This is a genomic window from Cryobacterium sinapicolor, from assembly GCF_004403465.1.
GTDB classification, from domain to species: Bacteria; Actinomycetota; Actinomycetes; order Actinomycetales; family Microbacteriaceae; genus Cryobacterium; species Cryobacterium sinapicolor.
On record NZ_SOGQ01000005.1, the window covers coordinates 1 to 19105 of the forward strand.

Below are 19105 nucleotides of genomic sequence, written 5' to 3' on the forward strand. Positions count from 1 at the left end.
TGCTCGACGAGACCGACTCCGGCCTCGACGTCGACGCGCTCAAGATCGTGTCGGAGGGCGTGAACCGGGCCAAGGAGAATACCGGCCTGGGCCTGCTCCTGATCACGCACTACACCCGCATCCTGCGCTACATCAAGCCGGACTTCGTGCACGTCTTCGTCGACGGCCGCATCGCAGAGCAGGGCGGCCCCGAGCTCGCCGACCGCCTCGAAGACGAGGGCTACGATCGCTTCCAGACCGCTGAGGTCGCCCGATGAGCCTCGGAACGACCGCCCTGCAGTCGGCGGAATCAACCCTGGGGGCGGCGCGGTTCGATGCCATCCAGGAGGCACTCAAGGACGTGATCGACCCGGAACTCGGAATCAACATCGTCGACCTCGGACTGATCTACGACCTGGGCTGGGACGATGAGAACGATGCCCTGATCATCCACATGACCCTGACCTCGGCCGGCTGCCCGCTCACCGAGATGCTCGAGTCGGAGATCGGCGTCAACCTGGACGGCATCGTCGACCGCTTCCGCATCAACTGGGTCTGGATGCCGCCGTGGGGCATCGACAAGATCACCGACGACGGTCGGGAGATGATGAGCGCTCTTGGATTCAACGTCTAACCAGCCCGTTGCCACCCATCGGCTTCCTCTGACCGAGGTGCGCCGATGACCTATGTGATCGCCCTGCCCTGCGTCGACGTGAAGGACCGCGCCTGCGTGGACGAGTGCCCGGTCGACTGCATCTACGAGGGGGACCGCTCCCTCTATATCCACCCAGACGAGTGCATCGACTGCGGCGCCTGCGAACCCGTCTGCCCGGTCGAGGCCATCTACTACGAAGACGACCTGCCCGAGAAATGGGCCGACTACTACAAGGCCAACGTCGAGTTCTTCGACGACATTGGCTCGCCCGGCGGGGCAGCGAAGTCCGGCGTGTTCCAGAAGGACCACCCGCTCATCGCCGCCCTGCCACCGCAGGTTCCGGCCTGACCCGTGCCTGTTGCGAACGGATGCGACCGAGCACCGTGTCCCGCTGCGACGCGGTCGCCCGTTCGGAACCACTTCGGCAACCCCTGTGTCGGCGTTCGACGTGCGACCCGGTGCGTTTCGGATACCTTGGAGGGTGTGACCCACACCGCCCGCGACCTCGGAGCCGCCACCGTTCGTGCCGCCCAGCCGGGCCTCCTCGCCTGGCGGAACGCCGTGTTCGCGCTCTTCTTCATCTCCGGTCTCGCGCTGGCGACCTGGATGTCCCGCATCCCGGCCGTGCGCGACGGCCTCGACCTTTCGACGGCGCAGGTGGGCATCGTCATCTTCGGGCTCTCGGCCGGATCGGTGATCGGCCTGATCGCGGCGGTCGGGCTGCTCGCGCGACTCGGCGCCCGGCGCGCCATGGTGCTCGGCGTCGCGATCTCCTCGGTCGGGCTCATCACGGCGGGGGTCGGCACGAGCCTGCTGGCATCCACCGAGCTGGTCTTCGCCGGGCTGGTCCTGGTCGGCTTCGGGATGGGCTCGGTCGACGTCATGATGAACGTCGAAGGCGCGGCGGCCGAGCGGGCGATCGGCAAGACGCTGATGCCGCTGATGCACGCCTGCTTCAGCCTCGGCACCGTGGTCGGCGCGCTGGCCGGCGCGGGGGCATCCTTCGTCTCGTTGCCGGTGTTCTGGCACCTGGTCGGGATCGCTCTGCTCGTGCTCGCCACGGCCGTCGTCGGGGTGCGGCACATCCCGGTGCGCACGGAGCTCGGCGACGAGCCGGCCCCGGTTGCGGCCGGAGAGTCGGACGTCACGCCGAATACCGCGCGGGGCCAAGCGTCGGAGGTCGTTTCGGCCCCAGCCGCCCCGGTCGCCCTGCCGCCCTGGCGGGAGCGCCTGCGCGCCGGCCTGTCCGTCTGGGGTGACACGAGGATCCTCCTGATCGGCGTGATCGTGCTGGGCCTGACCTTCGCCGAGGGCTCGGCCAACGACTGGCTGGCCCTGGCCGCCGTCGACGGGCACGGGCTGAGCAACACGGAGGGTGCCATCGTTTTCGGAGTCTTCGTGAGCGCGATGACCGTCGGCCGGGTGTTCGGCGGCCCGATCTTGGACCGGTTCGGCCGGGTCCCGGTGCTGCGCGCCTGCGCCGCGCTGGGCATCCTGGGTCTGGTTCTGTTCATCCTGGCGCCGGACGCGTGGCTGCTCTATGTCGGCACGGTGCTCTGGGGTCTCGGCGCGTCACTCGGCTTCCCGGTGGGCATGTCGGCCGCCGCCGACGACACGAAAAACGCTGCCGCCCGGGTGAGCGCCGTCGCCATGATCGGCTACTTCGCGTTCCTCGTGGGCCCGCCCGTGCTCGGCCTGCTCGGCGAGGCGTGGGGCATCCTGAACGCTCTGTTCCTGATCCTCGCGCTGATGGTGCTGGCCGGCCTGGCCGCCCCCGCCGCGCGCGAGCGCACCCACGCCCCCACTTCGCCCTCTTCGTCCGCCGCCCCCGCCGCCTAACGAATTCGACGGAGATTTTGGGCTCAGAGGCCAGTTTTGGGCTGTTTAGAGGCAATATCGGCAAAATCTCCGTCGAATTCGTTCCGGGCGGGGCGCGGGAGGGCCGTCGAAGGTGGGCGAACGGATGCCGCGGCGCGGTTAGGCTCGAACCGTGCGCCTTGTGATTGCGAAATGTTCCGTCGACTACGCCGGGAGACTCAGCGCGCATCTGCCGCTGGCCACCCGCCTGCTTATGATCAAGTCGGACGGCAGCGTGCTCGTGCACTCCGACGGCGGCTCCTACAAGCCGCTCAACTGGATGAGCCCGCCGTGCAGCCTGGCGCTGTCCGACCCCGATGACGACCAGACGGATGTCGGCGTCACGGCCGTCTGGACGGTCACCCACGCGAAGACTGCCGACCAGCTCATCGTCAGCATCTACGAGGTGCTGCACGACTCAGCCCATGAGCTCGGCATCGACCCCGGGCTGATCAAGGACGGCGTCGAGGCCCACCTGCAGAAGCTGCTGGCCGAGCACATCCACCTGCTCGGCGACGGCCACACGCTGGTTCGCCGGGAGTACATGACGGCGATCGGCCCGGTCGACATCCTGGCGCGCGATTCGGCGGGCGGATCCGTGGCCGTGGAACTGAAGCGGCGCGGCGACATCGACGGGGTGGAGCAGCTCACGCGCTACCTCGAGCTCATGAACCGCGACCCGCATCTTGCGCCGGTGATCGGGGTTTTCGCTGCACAGATCATCAAGCCGCAGGCGCGCACCCTGGCCGAGGACCGCGGCATCCGTTGCCTCGTTCTCGACTACGACGCCATGCGCGGACTCGACGACACACAGTCGAAACTCTTTTAGGAGCTGGCGGCCCGCGCGAAAGCTCATAAGGCTCTTCTTCTTAAGATTTATGCGGGAGTCCGCGTTCGGAGCCCTAGGATTAGCCTGTGATTTCGACATTGACTCGCACGTGGAGTGCCATACTTTTTGACCTTGACGGAACGATCGCCGATTCCGCCCCGGCCATCACCAATTCTCTCGCTCGCACCTTCGCCGTGCTGGGCCGCCCGGTTCCCACCGACGCGGAGCTCACGGCCTACGTGGGTCCGCCCCTGCTCGCCGCGTTCAGCGAATACGCCGGGATGACCCCGGAGGAGGCCGTCGAGGCTCTCGCCGTCTACCGCGCCGACTACCAGGAACGGATGCTGGACACCGCCGTCTACCCGGGCGTCGCCGGGCTGCTCGAGCGCCTCCACGAGGCGAAGATCCCGATGGCCCTCGCAACCAGCAAGCCCGAGCACCACGCGACCGCCGTGCTCGAGCACTTCGACTTGGCAAAGTACTTCACGGCGATGGTGGGCTCCTCCGATTTGGAAACCCGCAGCTCCAAGGCCGACATCGTGGCCGAGGCGCTCGCGCGACTCGGCGCCGTCGGAGCCGACGTCGCCACCCCCGTCATGGTCGGCGACCGCCGGTACGACGCCGAAGGGGCTGCCGCGCACGGCGTCCCGACCATCCTCGTGGAGTGGGGCTACGGCTCCCCGACCGAGGCCGTCGGCGCGCACGCGACCGTCTACTCCGTCGACCAGCTCACCAAGCTGCTGCTCGGCTGACCTCCGCGTTCCTCCGCTCCCCGACGCTCCCTCTCGCCCGCTTCCGCCCGCTTCCGCCCGCTTTCAATCGCGTCCACTTGCGTCCAATTGAGGGAAAGCACCTTCGTTTCGACGACGAGGGTGCTTTTTCCGCAACTCGGCCGGGTTGGCCGGACGGTTCCGTGAGCGGGTCCCGCGAGCTCGGCGGGTCCGTGCTGCGCCCGGTGGGCGCACCCACTCTCTCCGGGCGCACTGCTCTCCCGCTAAGCCGCCGCCGCGTGCGAAACTGGCCTTCGCGCAGCATCCGTGCACAGCGACGGATGCCCGCCGAGAGGACACGCAATGGACGCCACCGAATGGGACACCCGCTACCGCCTCGCCCGTGAGGCCCGGGCCGGCGAGGCCGGACGCCTCTGGTCGGCGGTGCCGGCGCAGATCGTTCAGGACACCGTGAGCCCGTTCACGCCGGGGCGCGCCCTGGACCTGGCCGCCGGCGACGGCCGCAACGCGATCTGGCTGGCCGGCCACGGCTGGACGGTCACCGCGGTCGACTTCTCCGCCGAGGCCATCGGCCAGGCCGGCGCGCACTCCGCCGAGGCCGGCGTGGCGGTGGACTGGCAGGTCGGCGACGCCACGACCTGGGACCCGGCGGGCGAGGGCTTTGACCTGATCACCGTGGTGTACCTGCACCTGCCCGAGCCGGGACTACGCTCCGTGCTGGCCCGCGCCGCCGGGTGGCTCTCCCCCGGCGGGCACCTGGTCGTGCTCGGGCACGACCGGGCCAACCTTGACACAGGGGCTCCCGGGCCGACCAACCCGGACATCCTCTACACGCCGGAGCTGCTGCGCTCGAGCATTGACCCCGCGAGCCTCGGCGCCTGCCGCGTCGTGCGTTGCGAGACCGTCCGCCGCGACCTCGCCACCGACCCGGAGGGCCCCCGAGACGGCGCCGGCGCCACGTTCGCCCTCGACACCCTGCTCGTCGTCGACGCCTGACGCCGAACCCACTGATCGAGTACCCCCTGGGGTATACTGACATCCTGCCGCATACGCACAAGGGAGCCCGATGTCCACCAATCCGGATGCGCCAGCGCCGGTGACCCCGGAGGCGAGCCCCGTGCCCACACCCGCCGACCACACGCCGCTGCAGCGCACGGTCGTGCGGGTGCTGATCGCCGGCCAGATCCTCGGCGGGATCGGCATGGGTGCCACGCTCTCCCTCGGCGCCCTGCTGGCCGCCCAGCTTTCCGGCTCCAGCGCCTGGTCCGGCATGGCCGCAACCATGAGCACCCTCGGCGCCGCCCTCGTGGCCGTTCCGCTGGCCCGACTGGCCCAGCGCCGCGGGCGCAACCGTTCCCTCGCGACCGGTTCCCTCATCGCCGGCTCCGGGGCTGTTCTCGCCATCACCTCGGTCGCGGTCGACGTCTTCCCGCTGCTCCTGCTGGCGCTGATGCTCCTCGGCGCCGGCTCGGCGACGAACCTGCAGGCCCGCTTCGCAGCGACCGACCTCGCGAGCACGCGGTTCCGGGCGCGTGACCTGTCCATCGTGGTCTGGTCCACGACCATCGGCGCCGTGCTCGGCCCCAACCTATTCGGCCCCGGCGAGGTCGTGGGCGAGGCACTCGGCCTGCCCCCGCTGACCGGCGCCTTCGCCTTCTCCCTGATCGCCACGCTCGGCGCGGCCGTCGTCTATACCGTCGGCCTCCGCCCCGACCCGCTTCTCACCGCCCTCGCCGCGCGCGAGGTGGACCCCTCGGGCGGCACGCGGCGGGGCGGCCTGGCCATCGTGCGCGCCAACCCACAGGCCCGCTTCGCGGTGGCCGTGATCGCCCTCAGCCATGCCACCATGGTCGCCCTGATGTCGATGGCCCCGGTGCACCTGCGCGACCACGGCGCCACCCTGACGCTAGTGGGCCTGACCATCAGCCTTCACGTGGCCGGCATGTACGCGCTCTCGCCGGTCTTCGGTTGGCTGGCCGACCGCCTGGGACGGATGCCCGTCATCCTCCTCGGCCAGGGCCTGCTGCTGGCCTCGCTGGCAATCTTCTGGCTGGCCGGGGAGTCGCAGACCGCCATGACCGTGGGGCTGATCTTGCTCGGACTGGGCTGGTCGGCATCCGTCGTCGCCGCCTCAGCACTGATCGCCGAGGCGGTGGACGTGCATGACCGCGCCGCCCTGCAGGGCTTCTCCGACCTGTCGATGAACGGGGCCGGCGCCCTCGGCGGAGCCCTGGCCGGTCTGATCCTGAGCGCCATCGGCTACTCCGGGCTCGGCCTGGTCACCATGGTGCTGGCGGTCGTCATCGTCGTCTGGTCGGCCGCGCGCGGCACGACCCCCCGGCCGGCCGTGCGCTAGCCGAGTCGCTCATCGCAGGCGGAGTGCCGCGCCCGGCGGCGAACGAACGGCGGTGAACGAATTCGACGGGGATTTTGCAGTGAAAGCGCTCTCTTCCACCGTTCAGGCCTGATTCGGCCAAAATATCCGTCGAATTCGTTCGGGCCGGTGTGGCTACGGAGCCTCGACTGGACCGGCGCGTCGGCGTGAACGACGGCCCGCCAACTCGACGGCCCGCCAACTCAACGGCCGGCCGACGCGCTGGCCGCCCGATCCACTAGCGAACGGATGCCGGCGCCGGCTGCCTCCCCGCTGCCAGCGCGAGCAGCGCGGGAATGCCGACCGGCTCCTCCGCCAGCAGAGGCACCACCGCGAGCCGCGGGGCGCGCTTCTCGTGCACATGCTCGAGCTCGGGAAGCTCGTTCCGGGCCCGCTCGAGCAGCAGCGGGCTGGTCGGCGCCGCCGCGGCGATCGAGTTGTTCACGATCCACGCCCACGGCGTGATGCCGGCGCGCTCCAGGTCGTCCTGCAGCTCCGCCGCCTCGAGCACGGGCGTGGTCTCGGCGAGGGTGACCAGGATCACCTTCGTCTGCTCCGGGTCCTGCAACCGCATCATCGGCGTCGTCAGACGGATGCCGTCACCCAGCTGCCGGGTGACCTCACGGTGGTACGACCCGGTCGCATCCAGCAGCAGCAGGGTGTGACCCGTAGGCGCGGTGTCCATCACGACGAAGGTGTTCTTCGCCTCCCGGCTCACGCGGGAGAAGGCCTGGAACACGGCGATCTCCTCGGTGCACGGCGAGCGCAGGTCCTCGCGGAGCATGGCCTGGCCCTGTGCGTCGAGCTGCGCGCCCTTCGTTCTCATGACCCGCTCGGTGTAGGCGGCGATTTCGACGGCCGGGTCGATCCGGGACACGGTCAGGTGCGGCAATCCGCCGGCCAGGGTGTCGTCGAGGTGCGCGGCCGGGTCGGTCGTGGTGAGGTGCACGGGCAGCCCGCGTTCCGCAAGGCTGACGGCGATGGCCGCCGCGAGCGTGGTCTTACCCACGCCGCCCTTGCCCATCAGCATCACCAGGCCGTGGCCGCCGGCCTCGATCTCGTCGACGAGGGCCGAGAGCGGGGCCCCCGGAACGGCCATGTCGACGGCGGCGGCGACCGGCGCCGAGACGACCTCCGGCTCCAGCAGACCGCGCAGCGCGGCCAGGCCGACCATGTTGGTGCTCTTCAGCTCCACGTAGTCGGTGGGCGCCGAGCGGAGCCCCTCGGGTATCTCGGCGAGCGCCTGCTGCTCCCGCGCCCGGATGGCCGCGAAGAGCGGATCGGCCGCTGCCCCGGCAGGCGTGGCCGTGCCTGAGCCGGCACCCGGGTGCGCCCGGGCCGGCAGGATGCCGTTGACCACCAGGTGCTGGCGCTGCATGCCGATGGCGGCCAGTTCGGCCTGGGTGCGCGCCGCCTCGCGCAGGGTGGAGCCCTGGGCGCGCGCCACGAGCACCAGCCGGGTGCGTGCGGGGTCGGCAAGCGCGGCCACGGCGTCGGCGTAGACGACGCGCTGTTTCTCGAGGCCGGAGAGCGGCCCAAGGCAGGATGCGTCGCCCGTGCCCTCGGTGAGGAAGTCGCTCCACGACCCGGGCAGCTGCAACAGGCGGATGGTGTGCCCGGTGGGGGCCGTGTCGAAGAGGATGTGGTCGTACGCGGCCGTCCACGCGGCATCCGTCAGCAGGTCGGTGAACTCGTTGAAGGAGGCGATCTCGGTGGTGCAGGCGCCCGAGAGCTGCTCCTCGATGGTGGCCACCTCGGCGGCCGGCAGCAGTCCGCGCACCGGGCCGACGATGCGTTCGCGGTATTGCTCGGCCGCCTGCTCGGGGTCGATCTCGAGGGCCGACAGGCCGGGCACCGCCGCGATTGGGGTGACCGTGTTGCCGATGCTCACCCCGAACACCTGACCAACATTGGAGGCCGGATCGGTGCTGACCAGCAGCACGGATGCCTCGGCCTCGGCGAGGCGCACCGCGCTCGCGCACGCGATGGAGGTCTTGCCGACCCCGCCCTTGCCGGTGAAGAAGAGGAAGCGCGGGGCGTCGGCGAGGAAGCGCAGGGTCGTCATGATCAGCCCTAGCAGCAGCCGCCGGTGCCGCAGCAGCCGGCTTCGGCACTGGCCTCCGCACCCGCACCCGGTGTGGCCGACGCCATGGCGAGCAGCTGAACCGAGCCCTCAGGCTGCAGGGCGGCGAGGTGACTGGCCGCTCCGGAGTCGGATGCGGTGTCAGCGGCAGTGTCAGCGGCGGTGTCAGCGGCGGTGTCGGCAGCCGCCAAGCCGGTCCAGCTCACGAGCTCGGAACGGGTGGGGTAGCGGCCGGTGAGCACGGTGGCTCCGTCCACCAGCGTGACCGGCAGTCCCTCCTGGCCGACGGTGTGCAGGAACCGGCGGGCCACCTCGTTCTCCACGAAGGCGAGCGGCTCCTGGGCCAGGTTGAACCGTGCGACGTCGCCGCCGTTCGCGCGGGTGAAATCGAGGTCGGCGGAAAAGGAGACGAGCGCCTGGTCGATGTCGACTCCGCAGATGCCCGTGCCGCAGCAGAGTCCCGGTTCGAAAATCTCGATGTGTGCCATGGGTGACCATCTCCTAGGCCGGCATCCTGTGGGGACGACTTGTCCGTGATGACGGTCCTCACAGTATATCGATGGTTATCGATATTGCAGAGGGCAACTCCGGTTCGGCGGCGACGAATGGATGACGCATTTGCGGGACATCCGCGGATCCATCACTGGCTGCGAGTGTTTGCGAAGGTGGAAAGCAGCTCCCCGATGCGATGATCGCGATCAAAGGGGTGCCGAAGTGGCATTGCCGTGTTCAGCCGATACGTGTTGCGGCGACCCTCGCGTTCGCGGTTCAGGTAGCCCGCCTCCTCCAACTCGGTGACGATGCGTTGCGCCGCTCGCTCAGTGATACCCACCTGAACGGCCACGTCGCGTAGGCGCACGTTCGGGTTGTCCGCCACGCACAACAACACGTGGGCGTGATTGGTCAGAAACGTCCAGGTCGCCATGCTCGATTATCTCCCGCCGACGAGCTTCTCCGTACACATAATTCTCGACACTCAACATGTGCTATGTTTTTCCTGTTTTGTAAGTCATGTTTTCGAGAGGTGCCGATGCCTGATTGGCTTGTTGTGGGTGGTGTGACCGTGACGCCGTGGATCGCGGGGCTCTCGGCCGCGCTCCTCGGCTGGGCGGGGGCGAGCGGAGACAGGGTTGCCCGCGTGGCGGCGACCGTAACCGGGGTCGGGTTCGTCGTGAGTGTCGCGGTCGCCATCGCATCCGTTGCCGCACCGCACCAGAGTGAGCAGGTGGCATTCGGGTCCACCGCCGTGCACCTGGATGCCTTGGCGATGATCCTGTCGATGCTGGTGCTTGGACTCAGCGCACTGATCCAGGTCTTCGCGATTCGATACCTACGGGGTGATCTCCGGCAGGTCTGGTTCGTCGTCGCCGCCAACCTGCTCACCGGCTTCACCGTGTTGATGGTGTGCGCCGGGTCGGTGGCCCTGTTCGCTGTGGCCTGGATCGGGGTGGGGGTGGCCCTCGTCGTACTCCTGGCAACCTATCGGCCGCTTTCGCAGGCCCGCGACGGGATCCGGCGTACCGGAACCCGGTTCCTGATCGCCGACACTGCCTTCTTGGTTCCTGTCGCCGTTCTGCTGGTCACCGCGGGAGGAGATATTCCCCTGGATCAGCTTGGAGCGGTCGCGGCGACCTTGCCACTGCCGCTCCAGTTGACCTGCGCCGCGCTGCTCGTGGTCTCGGCGTTGGCTCGCTCCAGCCAGATCCCCTTCCAGGGCTGGCTCCCGTTCACGTTGGCGGCGCCCACCCCGGTGTCCGCCTTGATGCACGCCGGCGTGGTCAACGCCGGTGCGATACTGCTGATCCGCTTCGCGCCGGCCATCGCGCAGCACCAAGCCGTCATGATCGGGGTGTTTATGGCCGGCGCCGTGACCCTGGTCTACGCATCGGCGGTGCGCCTGGTCCGGCCGGATGTGAAGGGGAGGTTGGTGTTCTCGACGATGGCGCAGATGGGGTTCATGATCATGGCCTGCGGTTTGGGTGTGTTCGCGGCGGCAATCTTCCATCTGGTTGCCCATTCCCTCTTCAAATCTACCCTCTTCCTCGGGGCCGGAATGGGGGTGCGCCAGCACGCCGTCGACCGGGACCTCCCACCCCGACAGATCTACTCGCCGTTCGCACTGGCTGCAGCCGTGACCCTGTCGGTACTGGTGCCGTTGGCAGCGCTGGCCGCAGCCGAATGGGCGTTCTCGCCCCCCGTGTCAGCGGCCAGTACCGCTCTGCTCGTATTCGTTGCCGTGACCGCCAGCGTCGCTCTGGGCACAGCACTGAGCACGAACTTCTCGCCCCGAACGTTCCTAACCGGCACGGCATCAACAGTGGTGCTGATAGTCGGATATGTGGCCCTCCTGCAGCTGTTCACAGCGGCACTGGAGCCCGAGACCACCATCAACGCCGCCCCCGCCTGGCTACTCGCCGTGCCCACCGTCGGCCTCATCGCTGTCCAACTGCTCTCACGCAACCCGCATCGACTCGCGCACCTGCGTGACCGCGTGTACACCACGGCCGTGACGACCACCCTTCCCCGTCCGCCGGCTCTTCCCCGCCCGAAAGCTGCCCCCCGCCCGCCTGTGACCACAGGAGTGTTGTCATGAATTTGATTCTTCGCGCCCAAGTGGCCACGGCGGCACACGACATTGTGCCGTCCTGGCCGGTGGAGTCCTTCATCGCCGTAAATCCTCTCGCAGGCCACGAACCTCGCCCATTCGAGACCGCCGCCACTCCGGGCGTAATCCTGACCCGATCCCGGGACTCCTACCTCGCCGACGCCGATCGTGGCCGCATCGTCGATGCCGATCTCGAAGCAGCCCTGGTCGAGCGTGTCCCCGAACTCGCCGGGCAGCTCACCATCGGCGGGAAAAGCGTATCCGCGTTGAGCGTGGCGATTCTGGATCTGAAGACCACGCAGTGGAATTCCCCCGCCGCAGCCGAACCGTCGGCACTTTGGCTTGACGAGTATCTGGCCAGCTGGGTGTCGTCCTACCTGAACCCGGACCCGCTCTGGGCCATGCCCCACAAGCAGCACGGCTTCTACCGGGCGTGGCGAACCCTGGCCCGCCGGGACCCGGCACTCCCCCGAACGGCGCGCCGGACGGTGGTCGAGCTGCCCGTCGAGCCCGACGCCGCACTGGCGTGGGCCCTGGTCAAACTCGGAGTCCCGGCGGAGGCAGTGATGCAGACCCTCCGGACCGAACTCCAACACCTGCCGGGCTGGGTCGGCCACATCAAATGGCGGGCCGAGAAGATCGGGGACATCGACCTGCTCTCCTACCTGGGCGTGAGATTGACCCTCCAAGCCATCCTCGGCCTGACCGGCCTCCCTTCACCACGCGGAGTCGTCGGAGCCGACGAGACCCCGTCGGCCCTCTGGCACCGGGCCGAGCACGTCGCCCGGTCCATCGGAGGCAGTCGAGCAGACCGGGACGACATCGCGGCAGTGAGCCGGGTCTTAGCCACCCATCCGGTGCCCGACCACGCGTTGACCTGGCAGAAGGCCTATGAACTGCACTACCTCGCCACCCTGGTGGACACCCTCAGGGACACCGACCCGTTCACCCTTCGTCCCCAACTGCAACTGGTGATGTGTATCGACCCCCGGTCCGAAGGAATGCGGCGTCACGTCGAGGTCCTCCCTGGATTGGAAACGTTCGGTTTCGCCGGATTCTTCGGCGTCCCCGTGCGCTTCTCCCGGTACAAAGCCCGAGGAGCCATCAATTCGTTGCCGGCCCTCCTGACGGCCCGGCACCACCTCACCGAACACCCGACCCACCCAGCGACGGCTGAAGACCACATCATGCGCGGTCGCACCCGGGACGCGCTCCGGCGGTCTACCCACCGTGCCGACTCCGGCACAGTGACACCCTTCGCCTTCGCGGAGGTATCCGGTTGGCTGTACGGCGCCATCAGCGTACTGCGCACCCTCGCCCCCACGATGCAGGCACGCATCCACCAATTCCTGACCCCGGCGACGGCCACGCTCCCGAGTGACGTGACAGTCGCCGAGGCGTTCACGCTGGACGAGCGGGCCGCGATGGCTGAAACTGCGGTGCGGATGATGGGCATCACCCAGTTCGCCCCTCTGGTCGTGCTCGCCGGCCACGCATCCGAGTCGATGAACAACCTCTACCAGTCAGCGTTGGATTGCGGCGCCTGCGGCGGCAACCCCGGGGCGGCCAACGCCCGCGCCTCCGCCGCCATCTTCAACGACCCCGCCGTACGCGCCCTTCTGGCAGCCCGCGGAATCGACATTCCCCCCGACAGCTTCTTCATCGCAGCCGAGCACAACACCGTCACCGACGCCGTCACACTCCTGGACCAGCACCTCATCCCGCAGAGCCACGTCGATGCAGCGGACACCTTCGACCGGGCCCAGCACACAGCCGCAAAGATGCTGCTCAGAGAGCGCGCCCAGGACCTACCCGGAGCATCCCCACACTCCCCCGCCCGAGTCCAGGGGCGCGCCCACGACTGGGCCGAGGTGTATCCGGAGCTGGGGCTGGCCGGAAACGCCGCCATGATCATCGGGCCACGTCAAATGACCCGCGGCGTCAACCTGGACCGGCGCGTGTTCCTCCACTCCTACCAAACAGAGTTGGACCTGGACGGTGCCGCGTTGGAAACGATCATGACCGCGCCCTTGATCGTCGCCCAGTGGATCAACCACCAGTACTACTTCTCCGCCCTCAACCCCGCCACCCTCGGAGCCGGAACCAAAACCATCCACAATGCCGTTGGCACCATCGGAGTCCTCGCCGGCCACGCGGGCGACCTGCGCCGCGGCCTGCCCTGGCAATCCGTCGGCCTCGGCGACCAACTGCTCCACGAACCGATGCGCCTGACCGTCATCATCCAGGCGCCCCTGGGCAGCATCGGCCGCATCGTCTCTGGCAACCAGGTGCTGCGCAACCTGCTCGACAACGACTGGATCACCCTCACCGCACGCACCGACCCCGCAGCCCCCTGGCACCGCTACACCCCGTACGGCTGGACGACCACCCCTACTGCACTGAAAGGAACACGACCATGAACAATTTGACCCAGATGACCCGGCTGGAGGTTGTCGTGCCCGCCCGCGACGCCCCCGCAATCCGCGAACTGATCACCTCCGCCGGAGCCACCGGCTACACGTCCGTGTCAGGGGTGTCCGGAATCGGACACCACGGCCAACACTCCGGGGCCTTACTCTTCAACGAATACGACACCCTCACCATGCTCATAACCGTCCTCCCACCCGCCAACGCCGGCGAACTGATCGACGCCGTGCAGCAACTTCTCAGTACCTCCAGCGGTGTCATGTTCGTCTCCGACACTTACGTCTCCAGGCCCGACTACTTCCAATGACCTGCCCGCGCACGGCTTACTCCGGACGCACGATCACCTTCGCCACGATGCACGGCAAAGAACTGCTCGCTCAGGACACATTCCAGAACACCCTGGGCGCGAACGTCACCGCGGCGGCGGGCCTCGACACCGACCAATTCGGAACATTCGCCGGCGACATTCCCCGACCCCTCAGCCCACGCGACTCAGCCCGTGCGAAAGCCCGACTCGGCATGCACCTGGCCGGAACCACCCTCGGGCTCGCCTCCGAAGGCACCTTCACCTCCGGATTCGGACTCCTTGTGGAGAACACTGAAATTCTCATCTTCATTGACAACACCCTGGGTCTGGAAATTGTCGAAGGCAGCGTCACCACCTCGCCAGTAGCCGGAGGACGGCGCATCACCAACGCCCGCGAAGCCCTGACGTTCGCGTCCGCTATCGGCTTCCCGGACCAAGGCGTGATCCTACAGAGCGCACAGAACGACCGAACATACGCCCACAAAAACATCACCCAATTGGAAGTACTCGGCGACACCACGGAAGCGCTCCTGAAACAGCACCACTCCGTTGTGATCCTTCCGGACTACCGTGCCCACAAGGCGCCGTCCCGAGCCGCAGCCATCCGGGCGCTCTGCGAAAAAATGGCCCAGCGACTCGCAACAGAGTGCCCGCGCTGCCGGGCGCCCGGGTTTGGCCACACCAACGTTGAACACGGCCTGCCCTGCTCCTCCTGCGGATCGGCAACCCAAGTAATCGCAGCCGATATCCATGGCTGCGGCCGGTGCACTCACCAAACCCGAACACCACGACGTCACGCCCACGCCGACCCGGAATGGTGCGACCACTGCAATCCATGACATGGCACCCTCACGCTGGAGGCACTGCACCAGCAGCGGTGGCACGCCCATCAGCTGGAGTCGCCGCATCGACTTCAGATTCCGTGTCGGTGTAATCGCCGCACCTTGAGATTCCGGGGTTCGCTGGAGGCGCTGAGGTCACGTCCCCGTATCGGCGATTCCGAGAGACTTTTGCTGAGACGTGGGTCACGACCTAACCAGGTATGAGCTCGGTAGCGAAGCCACTCCGTCAGCGTTGTTGTTTGCACGGCTTCGTGGGTGGCGCTTGCAGATTGGCTCGATGAAGCTCTGACGATGCTCGCCTGGGTCTGTTCACGTCGCCTCAGATTGGTTCTTGACAAGAAGGCCGTTCACGCAAAGTATCCAGGGGTAAGACGTCGTATTGGTTTGCTGGCCCGTAGTTGCGTGGGTTGCGTTGAGCAAACGTCAACGATTCCTTGTACTTCTGCATGTTTTTCTCCGAGCATGTTTTCGACATAACCTCCTAGTAAGGAATTTTGATGAATAAGAAGACAGCACTGTGGTGTGTGCCCGCGTTTGCTTTAGGTGTCGCCGTATTGACGAGTGGTCCAGCCTTTGCAGCCACTGGTGACGCGTCCTACCAGGGGACGCTCGATGCGATCAACGGCAGCAACGGCAGCGGCACCGTTTCCGTTGAGGTTTCCGGTGACCAGGCCACAGTCACCCAGACCGTCACGGGTCTGGCCGAGACCTTCGACGGAAAGCCGTACCCGCACGTACAGCACATCCACATCGGCGCGAAGGGGGAATGTCCCACTACGGCAGCTGACACCAATGGAGATGGTGTGATCAGCACGACCGAAGGCCAGCCGTCCTACGGAGAGATTGGCACAACGTTGTCTACGAGTGGCGACACGAGTCCGGCGGCCGGAACTGATTTGACCCTTGCCGGGATGGGTGCAAACTACGACTACAACCGAACCTTCACTTTGGATGCCGCCACAGCGGCCTCGCTAGAGGCGGGCACGGCGGTTGTGGTGGTCCACGGGCTCGACCCGGCTACGTTGACGAAAGCAGCACAGGACGCAAAGAGTGACTTGGTTCCGAGTCTGCCCCTGGCAGCAACGTCGCCGGCTCTGTGCGGCGCCCTGAGCGCGTCGCAGGCGAACATGCCTGACGGTGGCGTGGAAACCGGTGGTGGCAGCACGTCAAGCGGTGCTGACATGGGCCTTCTCGCCCTCGGTGCCGGGGCTCTGACCGCGGCAGGTGGCGCGGTGATGATTCGTCGACGTCTCACCGCCCGAGGCTGAGATCGGATTGATCCCCGGTGATTATCCCGGCTGAAAAGCGTCGCCGCGGTAGCCGTCTGGCTACCGCGGCGGCGGTTCTGCTCTTCACCATCGGCTGTACGGCGACCGGTTTCGCCCTGTGGGGCAACCCTCCTCCTCCACGACCGCCAGCCTCGGCTGCCGTGTCGGCCCCATCGCCGGAGTCCGTCTCCGCTACACCCTTACCGGAGCCGATCTCAGTTCCGCCGACTCCGAGAGTTGACCAGGTTGTCGGCCCGACCTTGACCGCCTCCGAGCCCACCCAGATCAACGTCCCCGCGATTGAAGTGGACTCTGTCCTGATGCAATTGGGACAGAATCCTGACGGCACGGTGCAGACGCCGTCGTTGGACGAGGCCTCTCCGGCCGGCTGGTATACCGGTTCGCCCACCCCTGGCGCGATCGGACCTTCCGTCATCGTGGGTCATGTCGACTCCAGGGTGCAGGGGCGCGCGGTGTTTTACCGACTTGGCGAGATGCGTCCGGGCGACGAGATCTTGGTTACCCGAGCCGATGCGACAGTGGCGGTATTCGTTGTCGACGGAGTGGAGGAATACCCGAAAGATGACTTTCCGCAGTTTGCCGTCTACGGCAACACCGATCATGCGGGACTACGATTGATCACCTGCGGTGGAGAGTTCAATGAAATCACTCGTACGTACCCAGACAACGTTGTTGTCTACGCCAGTTTGGTGTCCAGCCGTGCGGCGTAGTACGACTGAGACGCGGACCAACAGGCGCGTCTGGGTGCTTGCGACCGCGCTGGCTTCCACGGCTTTGCTGGTTGGATGCGCCACCACCTCCTCCGGCGCCGTAAACACAATGGCGCCCGGAATGTCCATGCCAGGCACATCGGCCTCCCCGATTCCGCAGTCGAGCTCGGCAGGCAGCGGTGGGGCAGGACCGTCCGCAGCATCACAGATGATTTGTGGCACCGAAACACGCGACAACATCACACGTGCGCTGGCTCTCGCCACCCCGCCACACTCCGTCGACAGCTGGATCACACGCCAATACACCTGCAAATACCATCTGACGGATGGAGAATTCGTGATCTCGGTGCAGGAATCCTCGGACGCAGCGGCCGCCCGCAGCTACTTCGACACAATGCAAGAAACCCTTGCCCCAGTCCAACCCATTGAAGGACTCGCGAATCTGGGATTACCTGCTTACGAAACCACAGACGGCGTGGTCGTCTTTGTCAAAGACAACATGACGTTACAAGTTGACGCCAGTAAATTGACGGATAAGGTCGGGCCGCATGGCGTCACCCGAACCGCATTCTCGTATCAAGTAGCTACTGCCATCCTGGGATGCTGGACGGAACACTAATCCGGCCGCGTCATATCGGCCAAGCTGCACCCCGGCGTCCCAATGTCGAGGCTGTCCATCGATGAGAAGAAGCCGGGTGTCCGTGCCGACAGGATGTACGAGGAGGCTGGAAGCGAGGATGATTTCCGGGGCGACGCGCCAAGCGCTTAGAGGTTGTGGCCATCGACCGTCGTCTGACCTTGCTGACCGTCACCAATGAACCCGACATGAGTGAAGCAGCAGTTTTGGTGGACATCCTGAACCAACGAGCACCCCGACGACTCGCAGCAACCTCGGATGTGCGGGGCTGCCCATCAGGACCGGAAACCGACCTCGGGGTTGCGCTTCCTCGCCAGGTTAGTCGTAGAGGTAATGTTCGAGTCGGGGTACCCGCAGGAGCGCGAGGGCGCGTTTCTCAATTTGTCTGACGCGTTCCCGAGTGACGCCTTGGAGGGCGGCGACCTGCTCGAGGGTGTGCGGCTCGTCGCCGTCGAGTCCGAACCGGGCAGTTAAGATTGCCTGTTCCCGGGGCGACAACCGACGGAGTTGAAAGTTGATATCGGCCCGGCGCAGGGTGAGGGTCGCGTATTCCTCGGGCTCGGGCAGGTCGCAGTCTTGGATGAGTTCGGAGATGTCACCCACGCCATCACCGATCGGCATATCCAAGGAAATGGGTTCGCGGTCATAGTCGAGCAACCGGGACACTTCCTTTGCCGGGAGCTGGGTGGCAGCCACGAGATCCTTGACAGTGGGTTCCCGCCCGAGGGAACTCGCAAGGTCCCGGCGGATGCGCTTGATCTTGTTGAGCTCCTCGGCGGTGTGGACGGGGATCCGGATCAGGCGGGACTTGTCAGCTATGCCGCGGTGGATGGCTTGGCGGATCGTCCACGTGGCATAGGTTGAGAACTTGTAGCCGGTTGTGAAGTCGAACTTTTCGACCGCGCGGACGAGGCCGATGTTGCCGTCCTGGACGAGGTCCATGATGAGTGTTCCTCGGCCGGAGTAGCGTTTGGCGATGCTGACGACGAGACGCAGGTTGGCCTCGATGAAATCCTTCTTCGCCCGCGCTCCATCGTGGCCGAGCCACGCGAGTTCCCGGGACAGTTCGGGGTCATCAACCCCGTGGGCGAGTTTCCCAGTGGCGAATAGGCCGACCTCGATGCGGCGGGCAACGGTGACCTCCTCCGCCGCGCTCAGGAGGGGACCTCGGCTGATGCGACGCAAGTAGTCACCGAAGGCATCCGCGGAGTCGCGCCGGTTGCGTGCGTTGACCGGGGTGCGCACAGGCGAGATCGGGGAGAAGGTCGTCGGTGCTTGGGATTCAGCGCTCATTTCGTTGCCGCCGCGGCTGTGATGCTTTCGGCAGCCTGGGCCAGCGTGGACGCGACACGGCTTTCCAGCGGCCGGAGGAGATTTGTCGCCTCGAAAGTGTCCCCGACACGTTGAATGTAACCGAGAAGCACCGAGACCGAGTCCACGCCGACGCGGGGGCCCCTGACCTGCCAGGTGGCCGCAGAAACGGCACATGTGCCAACGCTGATGTAATGAAGTGAAGCAAGGAGGGTGGCGAGTTTCAGTTCGCTGGCACGCGTGACAGAGCGTGGCAACGCCGGCCGGTGATCGAGACCATTCATCGGATCAAGCACAGGAGTGAGCGCGGTCATGCGTTCACCAGCCGGGTGGCTCCGGATTTTGTCGCGATGCCAAGCGCGCGAAGTGCTGTGAAGGTGGTCCAGCGAAAACCGCCGCCGATTTCCATCACTTCGAAACTCTCGTTTCGTTGCTCTACGCAGCCGAGGAGTCCATCAAATTTGCCGAC

At 66.7% G+C, this 19105-nt stretch carries 19 protein-coding genes and 1 pseudogene; 15 read left to right on the forward strand and 5 right to left on the reverse strand.

Annotated elements, in window-relative coordinates; translation table 11 throughout:
- The 8 genes and pseudogenes from sufC to E3T28_RS00325 all read left to right on the forward strand — a co-directional run.
- A pseudogene (gene sufC / locus E3T28_RS00290) lies at positions 1-257 on the forward strand (Fe-S cluster assembly ATPase SufC); the annotation flags it as partial.
- A complete protein-coding gene (locus E3T28_RS00295) occupies positions 254-613 on the forward strand; it encodes a metal-sulfur cluster assembly factor (protein WP_134426786.1) in 360 nt (119 codons plus the stop codon). The pseudogene sufC and the gene E3T28_RS00295, both read left to right, overlap by 4 nt.
- A 45-nt stretch (positions 614-658) precedes the next feature.
- Positions 659-982: a ferredoxin gene (gene fdxA / locus E3T28_RS00300; protein WP_134426788.1), complete on the forward strand. Its 324-nt coding sequence runs from the start codon at positions 659-661 to the stop codon at positions 980-982.
- Between the two features lie 135 nt (positions 983-1117).
- A complete protein-coding gene (locus E3T28_RS00305; protein WP_241979093.1) occupies positions 1118-2473 on the forward strand; it encodes an MFS transporter in 1356 nt (451 codons plus the stop codon).
- Positions 2474-2624: 151 nt separating this feature from the next.
- On the forward strand, positions 2625-3320 hold the full coding sequence (gene nucS, locus E3T28_RS00310) for an endonuclease NucS (RefSeq protein WP_134426790.1): 696 nt from the start codon (positions 2625-2627) through the stop codon (positions 3318-3320).
- Between the two features lie 86 nt (positions 3321-3406).
- Positions 3407-4072: an HAD hydrolase-like protein gene (locus E3T28_RS00315; RefSeq protein WP_241979094.1), complete on the forward strand. Its 666-nt coding sequence runs from the start codon at positions 3407-3409 to the stop codon at positions 4070-4072.
- A 321-nt stretch (positions 4073-4393) separates the two neighbouring features.
- The gene (locus tag E3T28_RS00320) at positions 4394-5047 is read left to right on the forward strand and encodes a class I SAM-dependent methyltransferase (RefSeq protein WP_134426791.1); all 654 of its coding nucleotides are present in this window, start codon (positions 4394-4396) and stop codon (positions 5045-5047) included.
- Between the two features lie 70 nt (positions 5048-5117).
- Positions 5118-6407 (forward strand): MFS transporter, encoded by a 1290-nt coding sequence (locus E3T28_RS00325; protein ID WP_134426793.1) that lies wholly within the window; start codon positions 5118-5120, stop codon positions 6405-6407.
- A 256-nt stretch (positions 6408-6663) separates the two neighbouring features.
- Here the strand turns inward: E3T28_RS00325 and arsA are convergent, their stop codons facing one another.
- The 3 genes from arsA to E3T28_RS00340 all read right to left on the reverse strand — a co-directional run bounded on the left by arsA (position 6664) and on the right by E3T28_RS00340 (position 9433).
- Positions 6664-8490, reverse strand: a complete 1827-nt coding sequence (arsA, locus tag E3T28_RS00330) for an arsenical pump-driving ATPase (RefSeq protein WP_277613348.1) — start codon at positions 8488-8490, stop codon at positions 6664-6666.
- Between the two features lie 8 nt (positions 8491-8498).
- Entirely contained in the window at positions 8499-8996 is a 498-nt protein-coding gene (gene arsD, locus E3T28_RS00335; RefSeq protein WP_134426795.1) for an arsenite efflux transporter metallochaperone ArsD, read from the reverse strand.
- Positions 8997-9148: 152 nt separating this feature from the next.
- Positions 9149-9433 carry a helix-turn-helix transcriptional regulator gene (locus E3T28_RS00340; RefSeq protein ID WP_134426797.1) on the reverse strand — a complete coding sequence of 95 codons (285 nt, stop codon included), beginning with the start codon at positions 9431-9433 and terminating at the stop codon, positions 9149-9151.
- A gap of 105 nt (positions 9434-9538) precedes the next feature.
- Here E3T28_RS00340 and E3T28_RS00345 point away from each other — a divergent pair, with 105 nt between their 5' ends.
- From E3T28_RS00345 to E3T28_RS00375, 7 genes are all read left to right on the forward strand, one after another.
- The gene (locus E3T28_RS00345; protein WP_166786879.1) at positions 9539-11101 is read left to right on the forward strand and encodes a proton-conducting transporter transmembrane domain-containing protein; all 1563 of its coding nucleotides are present in this window, start codon (positions 9539-9541) and stop codon (positions 11099-11101) included.
- Positions 11098-13533 (forward strand): DUF2309 domain-containing protein, encoded by a 2436-nt coding sequence (locus E3T28_RS00350; protein ID WP_134426801.1) that lies wholly within the window; start codon positions 11098-11100, stop codon positions 13531-13533. The genes E3T28_RS00345 and E3T28_RS00350 overlap by 4 nt, the downstream gene beginning before the upstream one ends.
- Positions 13530-13847: a P-II family nitrogen regulator gene (locus tag E3T28_RS00355; RefSeq protein WP_134426803.1), complete on the forward strand. Its 318-nt coding sequence runs from the start codon at positions 13530-13532 to the stop codon at positions 13845-13847. The genes E3T28_RS00350 and E3T28_RS00355 overlap by 4 nt, the downstream gene beginning before the upstream one ends.
- Positions 13844-14686 (forward strand): DUF6671 family protein, encoded by an 843-nt coding sequence (locus E3T28_RS00360; protein WP_134426805.1) that lies wholly within the window; start codon positions 13844-13846, stop codon positions 14684-14686. The genes E3T28_RS00355 and E3T28_RS00360 overlap by 4 nt, the downstream gene beginning before the upstream one ends.
- Positions 14687-15186: 500 nt before the next feature.
- Positions 15187-15957: a hypothetical protein gene (locus E3T28_RS00365; RefSeq protein ID WP_134426807.1), complete on the forward strand. Its 771-nt coding sequence runs from the start codon at positions 15187-15189 to the stop codon at positions 15955-15957.
- A gap of 260 nt (positions 15958-16217) precedes the next feature.
- Positions 16218-16688: a class F sortase gene (locus tag E3T28_RS00370; protein ID WP_198417127.1), complete on the forward strand. Its 471-nt coding sequence runs from the start codon at positions 16218-16220 to the stop codon at positions 16686-16688.
- A 121-nt stretch (positions 16689-16809) separates the two neighbouring features.
- Positions 16810-17307 (forward strand): hypothetical protein, encoded by a 498-nt coding sequence (locus E3T28_RS00375; protein ID WP_241979095.1) that lies wholly within the window; start codon positions 16810-16812, stop codon positions 17305-17307.
- A gap of 336 nt (positions 17308-17643) precedes the next feature.
- Here the strand turns inward: E3T28_RS00375 and E3T28_RS00380 are convergent, their stop codons facing one another.
- Together E3T28_RS00380 and E3T28_RS00385 are read right to left on the reverse strand one after the other, a co-directional pair.
- Complete coding sequence (locus tag E3T28_RS00380) at positions 17644-18618, reverse strand: sigma-70 family RNA polymerase sigma factor (protein WP_134426813.1); 975 nt, start codon at positions 18616-18618, stop codon at positions 17644-17646.
- Positions 18615-18950, reverse strand: coding sequence for a hypothetical protein (locus E3T28_RS00385; protein ID WP_134426815.1), 336 nt, complete (start codon positions 18948-18950; stop codon positions 18615-18617). The genes E3T28_RS00380 and E3T28_RS00385 overlap by 4 nt, the downstream gene beginning before the upstream one ends.
- Positions 18951-19105: the final 155 nt, after the last annotated feature.

Coding starts and splice junctions, on each gene's coding strand:
- E3T28_RS00295 (WP_134426786.1), top strand. CDS start 254: ATGAGCCTCGGAACGACCGCCCTGCAGTCGGCGGAATCAACCCTGGGG.
- E3T28_RS00350 (WP_134426801.1), top strand. CDS start 11,098: ATGAATTTGATTCTTCGCGCCCAAGTGGCCACGGCGGCACACGACATT.
- E3T28_RS00380 (WP_134426813.1), bottom strand. CDS start 18,618: ATGAGCGCTGAATCCCAAGCACCGACGACCTTCTCCCCGATCTCGCCT.
- E3T28_RS00340 (WP_134426797.1), bottom strand. CDS start 9,433: ATGGCGACCTGGACGTTTCTGACCAATCACGCCCACGTGTTGTTGTGC.
- arsA (WP_277613348.1), bottom strand. CDS start 8,490: ATGACGACCCTGCGCTTCCTCGCCGACGCCCCGCGCTTCCTCTTCTTC.
- E3T28_RS00375 (WP_241979095.1), top strand. CDS start 16,810: ATGTCCATGCCAGGCACATCGGCCTCCCCGATTCCGCAGTCGAGCTCG.
- E3T28_RS00325 (WP_134426793.1), top strand. CDS start 5,118: ATGTCCACCAATCCGGATGCGCCAGCGCCGGTGACCCCGGAGGCGAGC.
- arsD (WP_134426795.1), bottom strand. CDS start 8,996: ATGGCACACATCGAGATTTTCGAACCGGGACTCTGCTGCGGCACGGGC.
- fdxA (WP_134426788.1), top strand. CDS start 659: ATGACCTATGTGATCGCCCTGCCCTGCGTCGACGTGAAGGACCGCGCC.
- E3T28_RS00355 (WP_134426803.1), top strand. CDS start 13,530: ATGAACAATTTGACCCAGATGACCCGGCTGGAGGTTGTCGTGCCCGCC.
- E3T28_RS00360 (WP_134426805.1), top strand. CDS start 13,844: ATGACCTGCCCGCGCACGGCTTACTCCGGACGCACGATCACCTTCGCC.
- E3T28_RS00385 (WP_134426815.1), bottom strand. CDS start 18,950: ATGACCGCGCTCACTCCTGTGCTTGATCCGATGAATGGTCTCGATCAC.
- E3T28_RS00320 (WP_134426791.1), top strand. CDS start 4,394: ATGGACGCCACCGAATGGGACACCCGCTACCGCCTCGCCCGTGAGGCC.
- E3T28_RS00345 (WP_166786879.1), top strand. CDS start 9,539: ATGCCTGATTGGCTTGTTGTGGGTGGTGTGACCGTGACGCCGTGGATC.
- E3T28_RS00365 (WP_134426807.1), top strand. CDS start 15,187: ATGAATAAGAAGACAGCACTGTGGTGTGTGCCCGCGTTTGCTTTAGGT.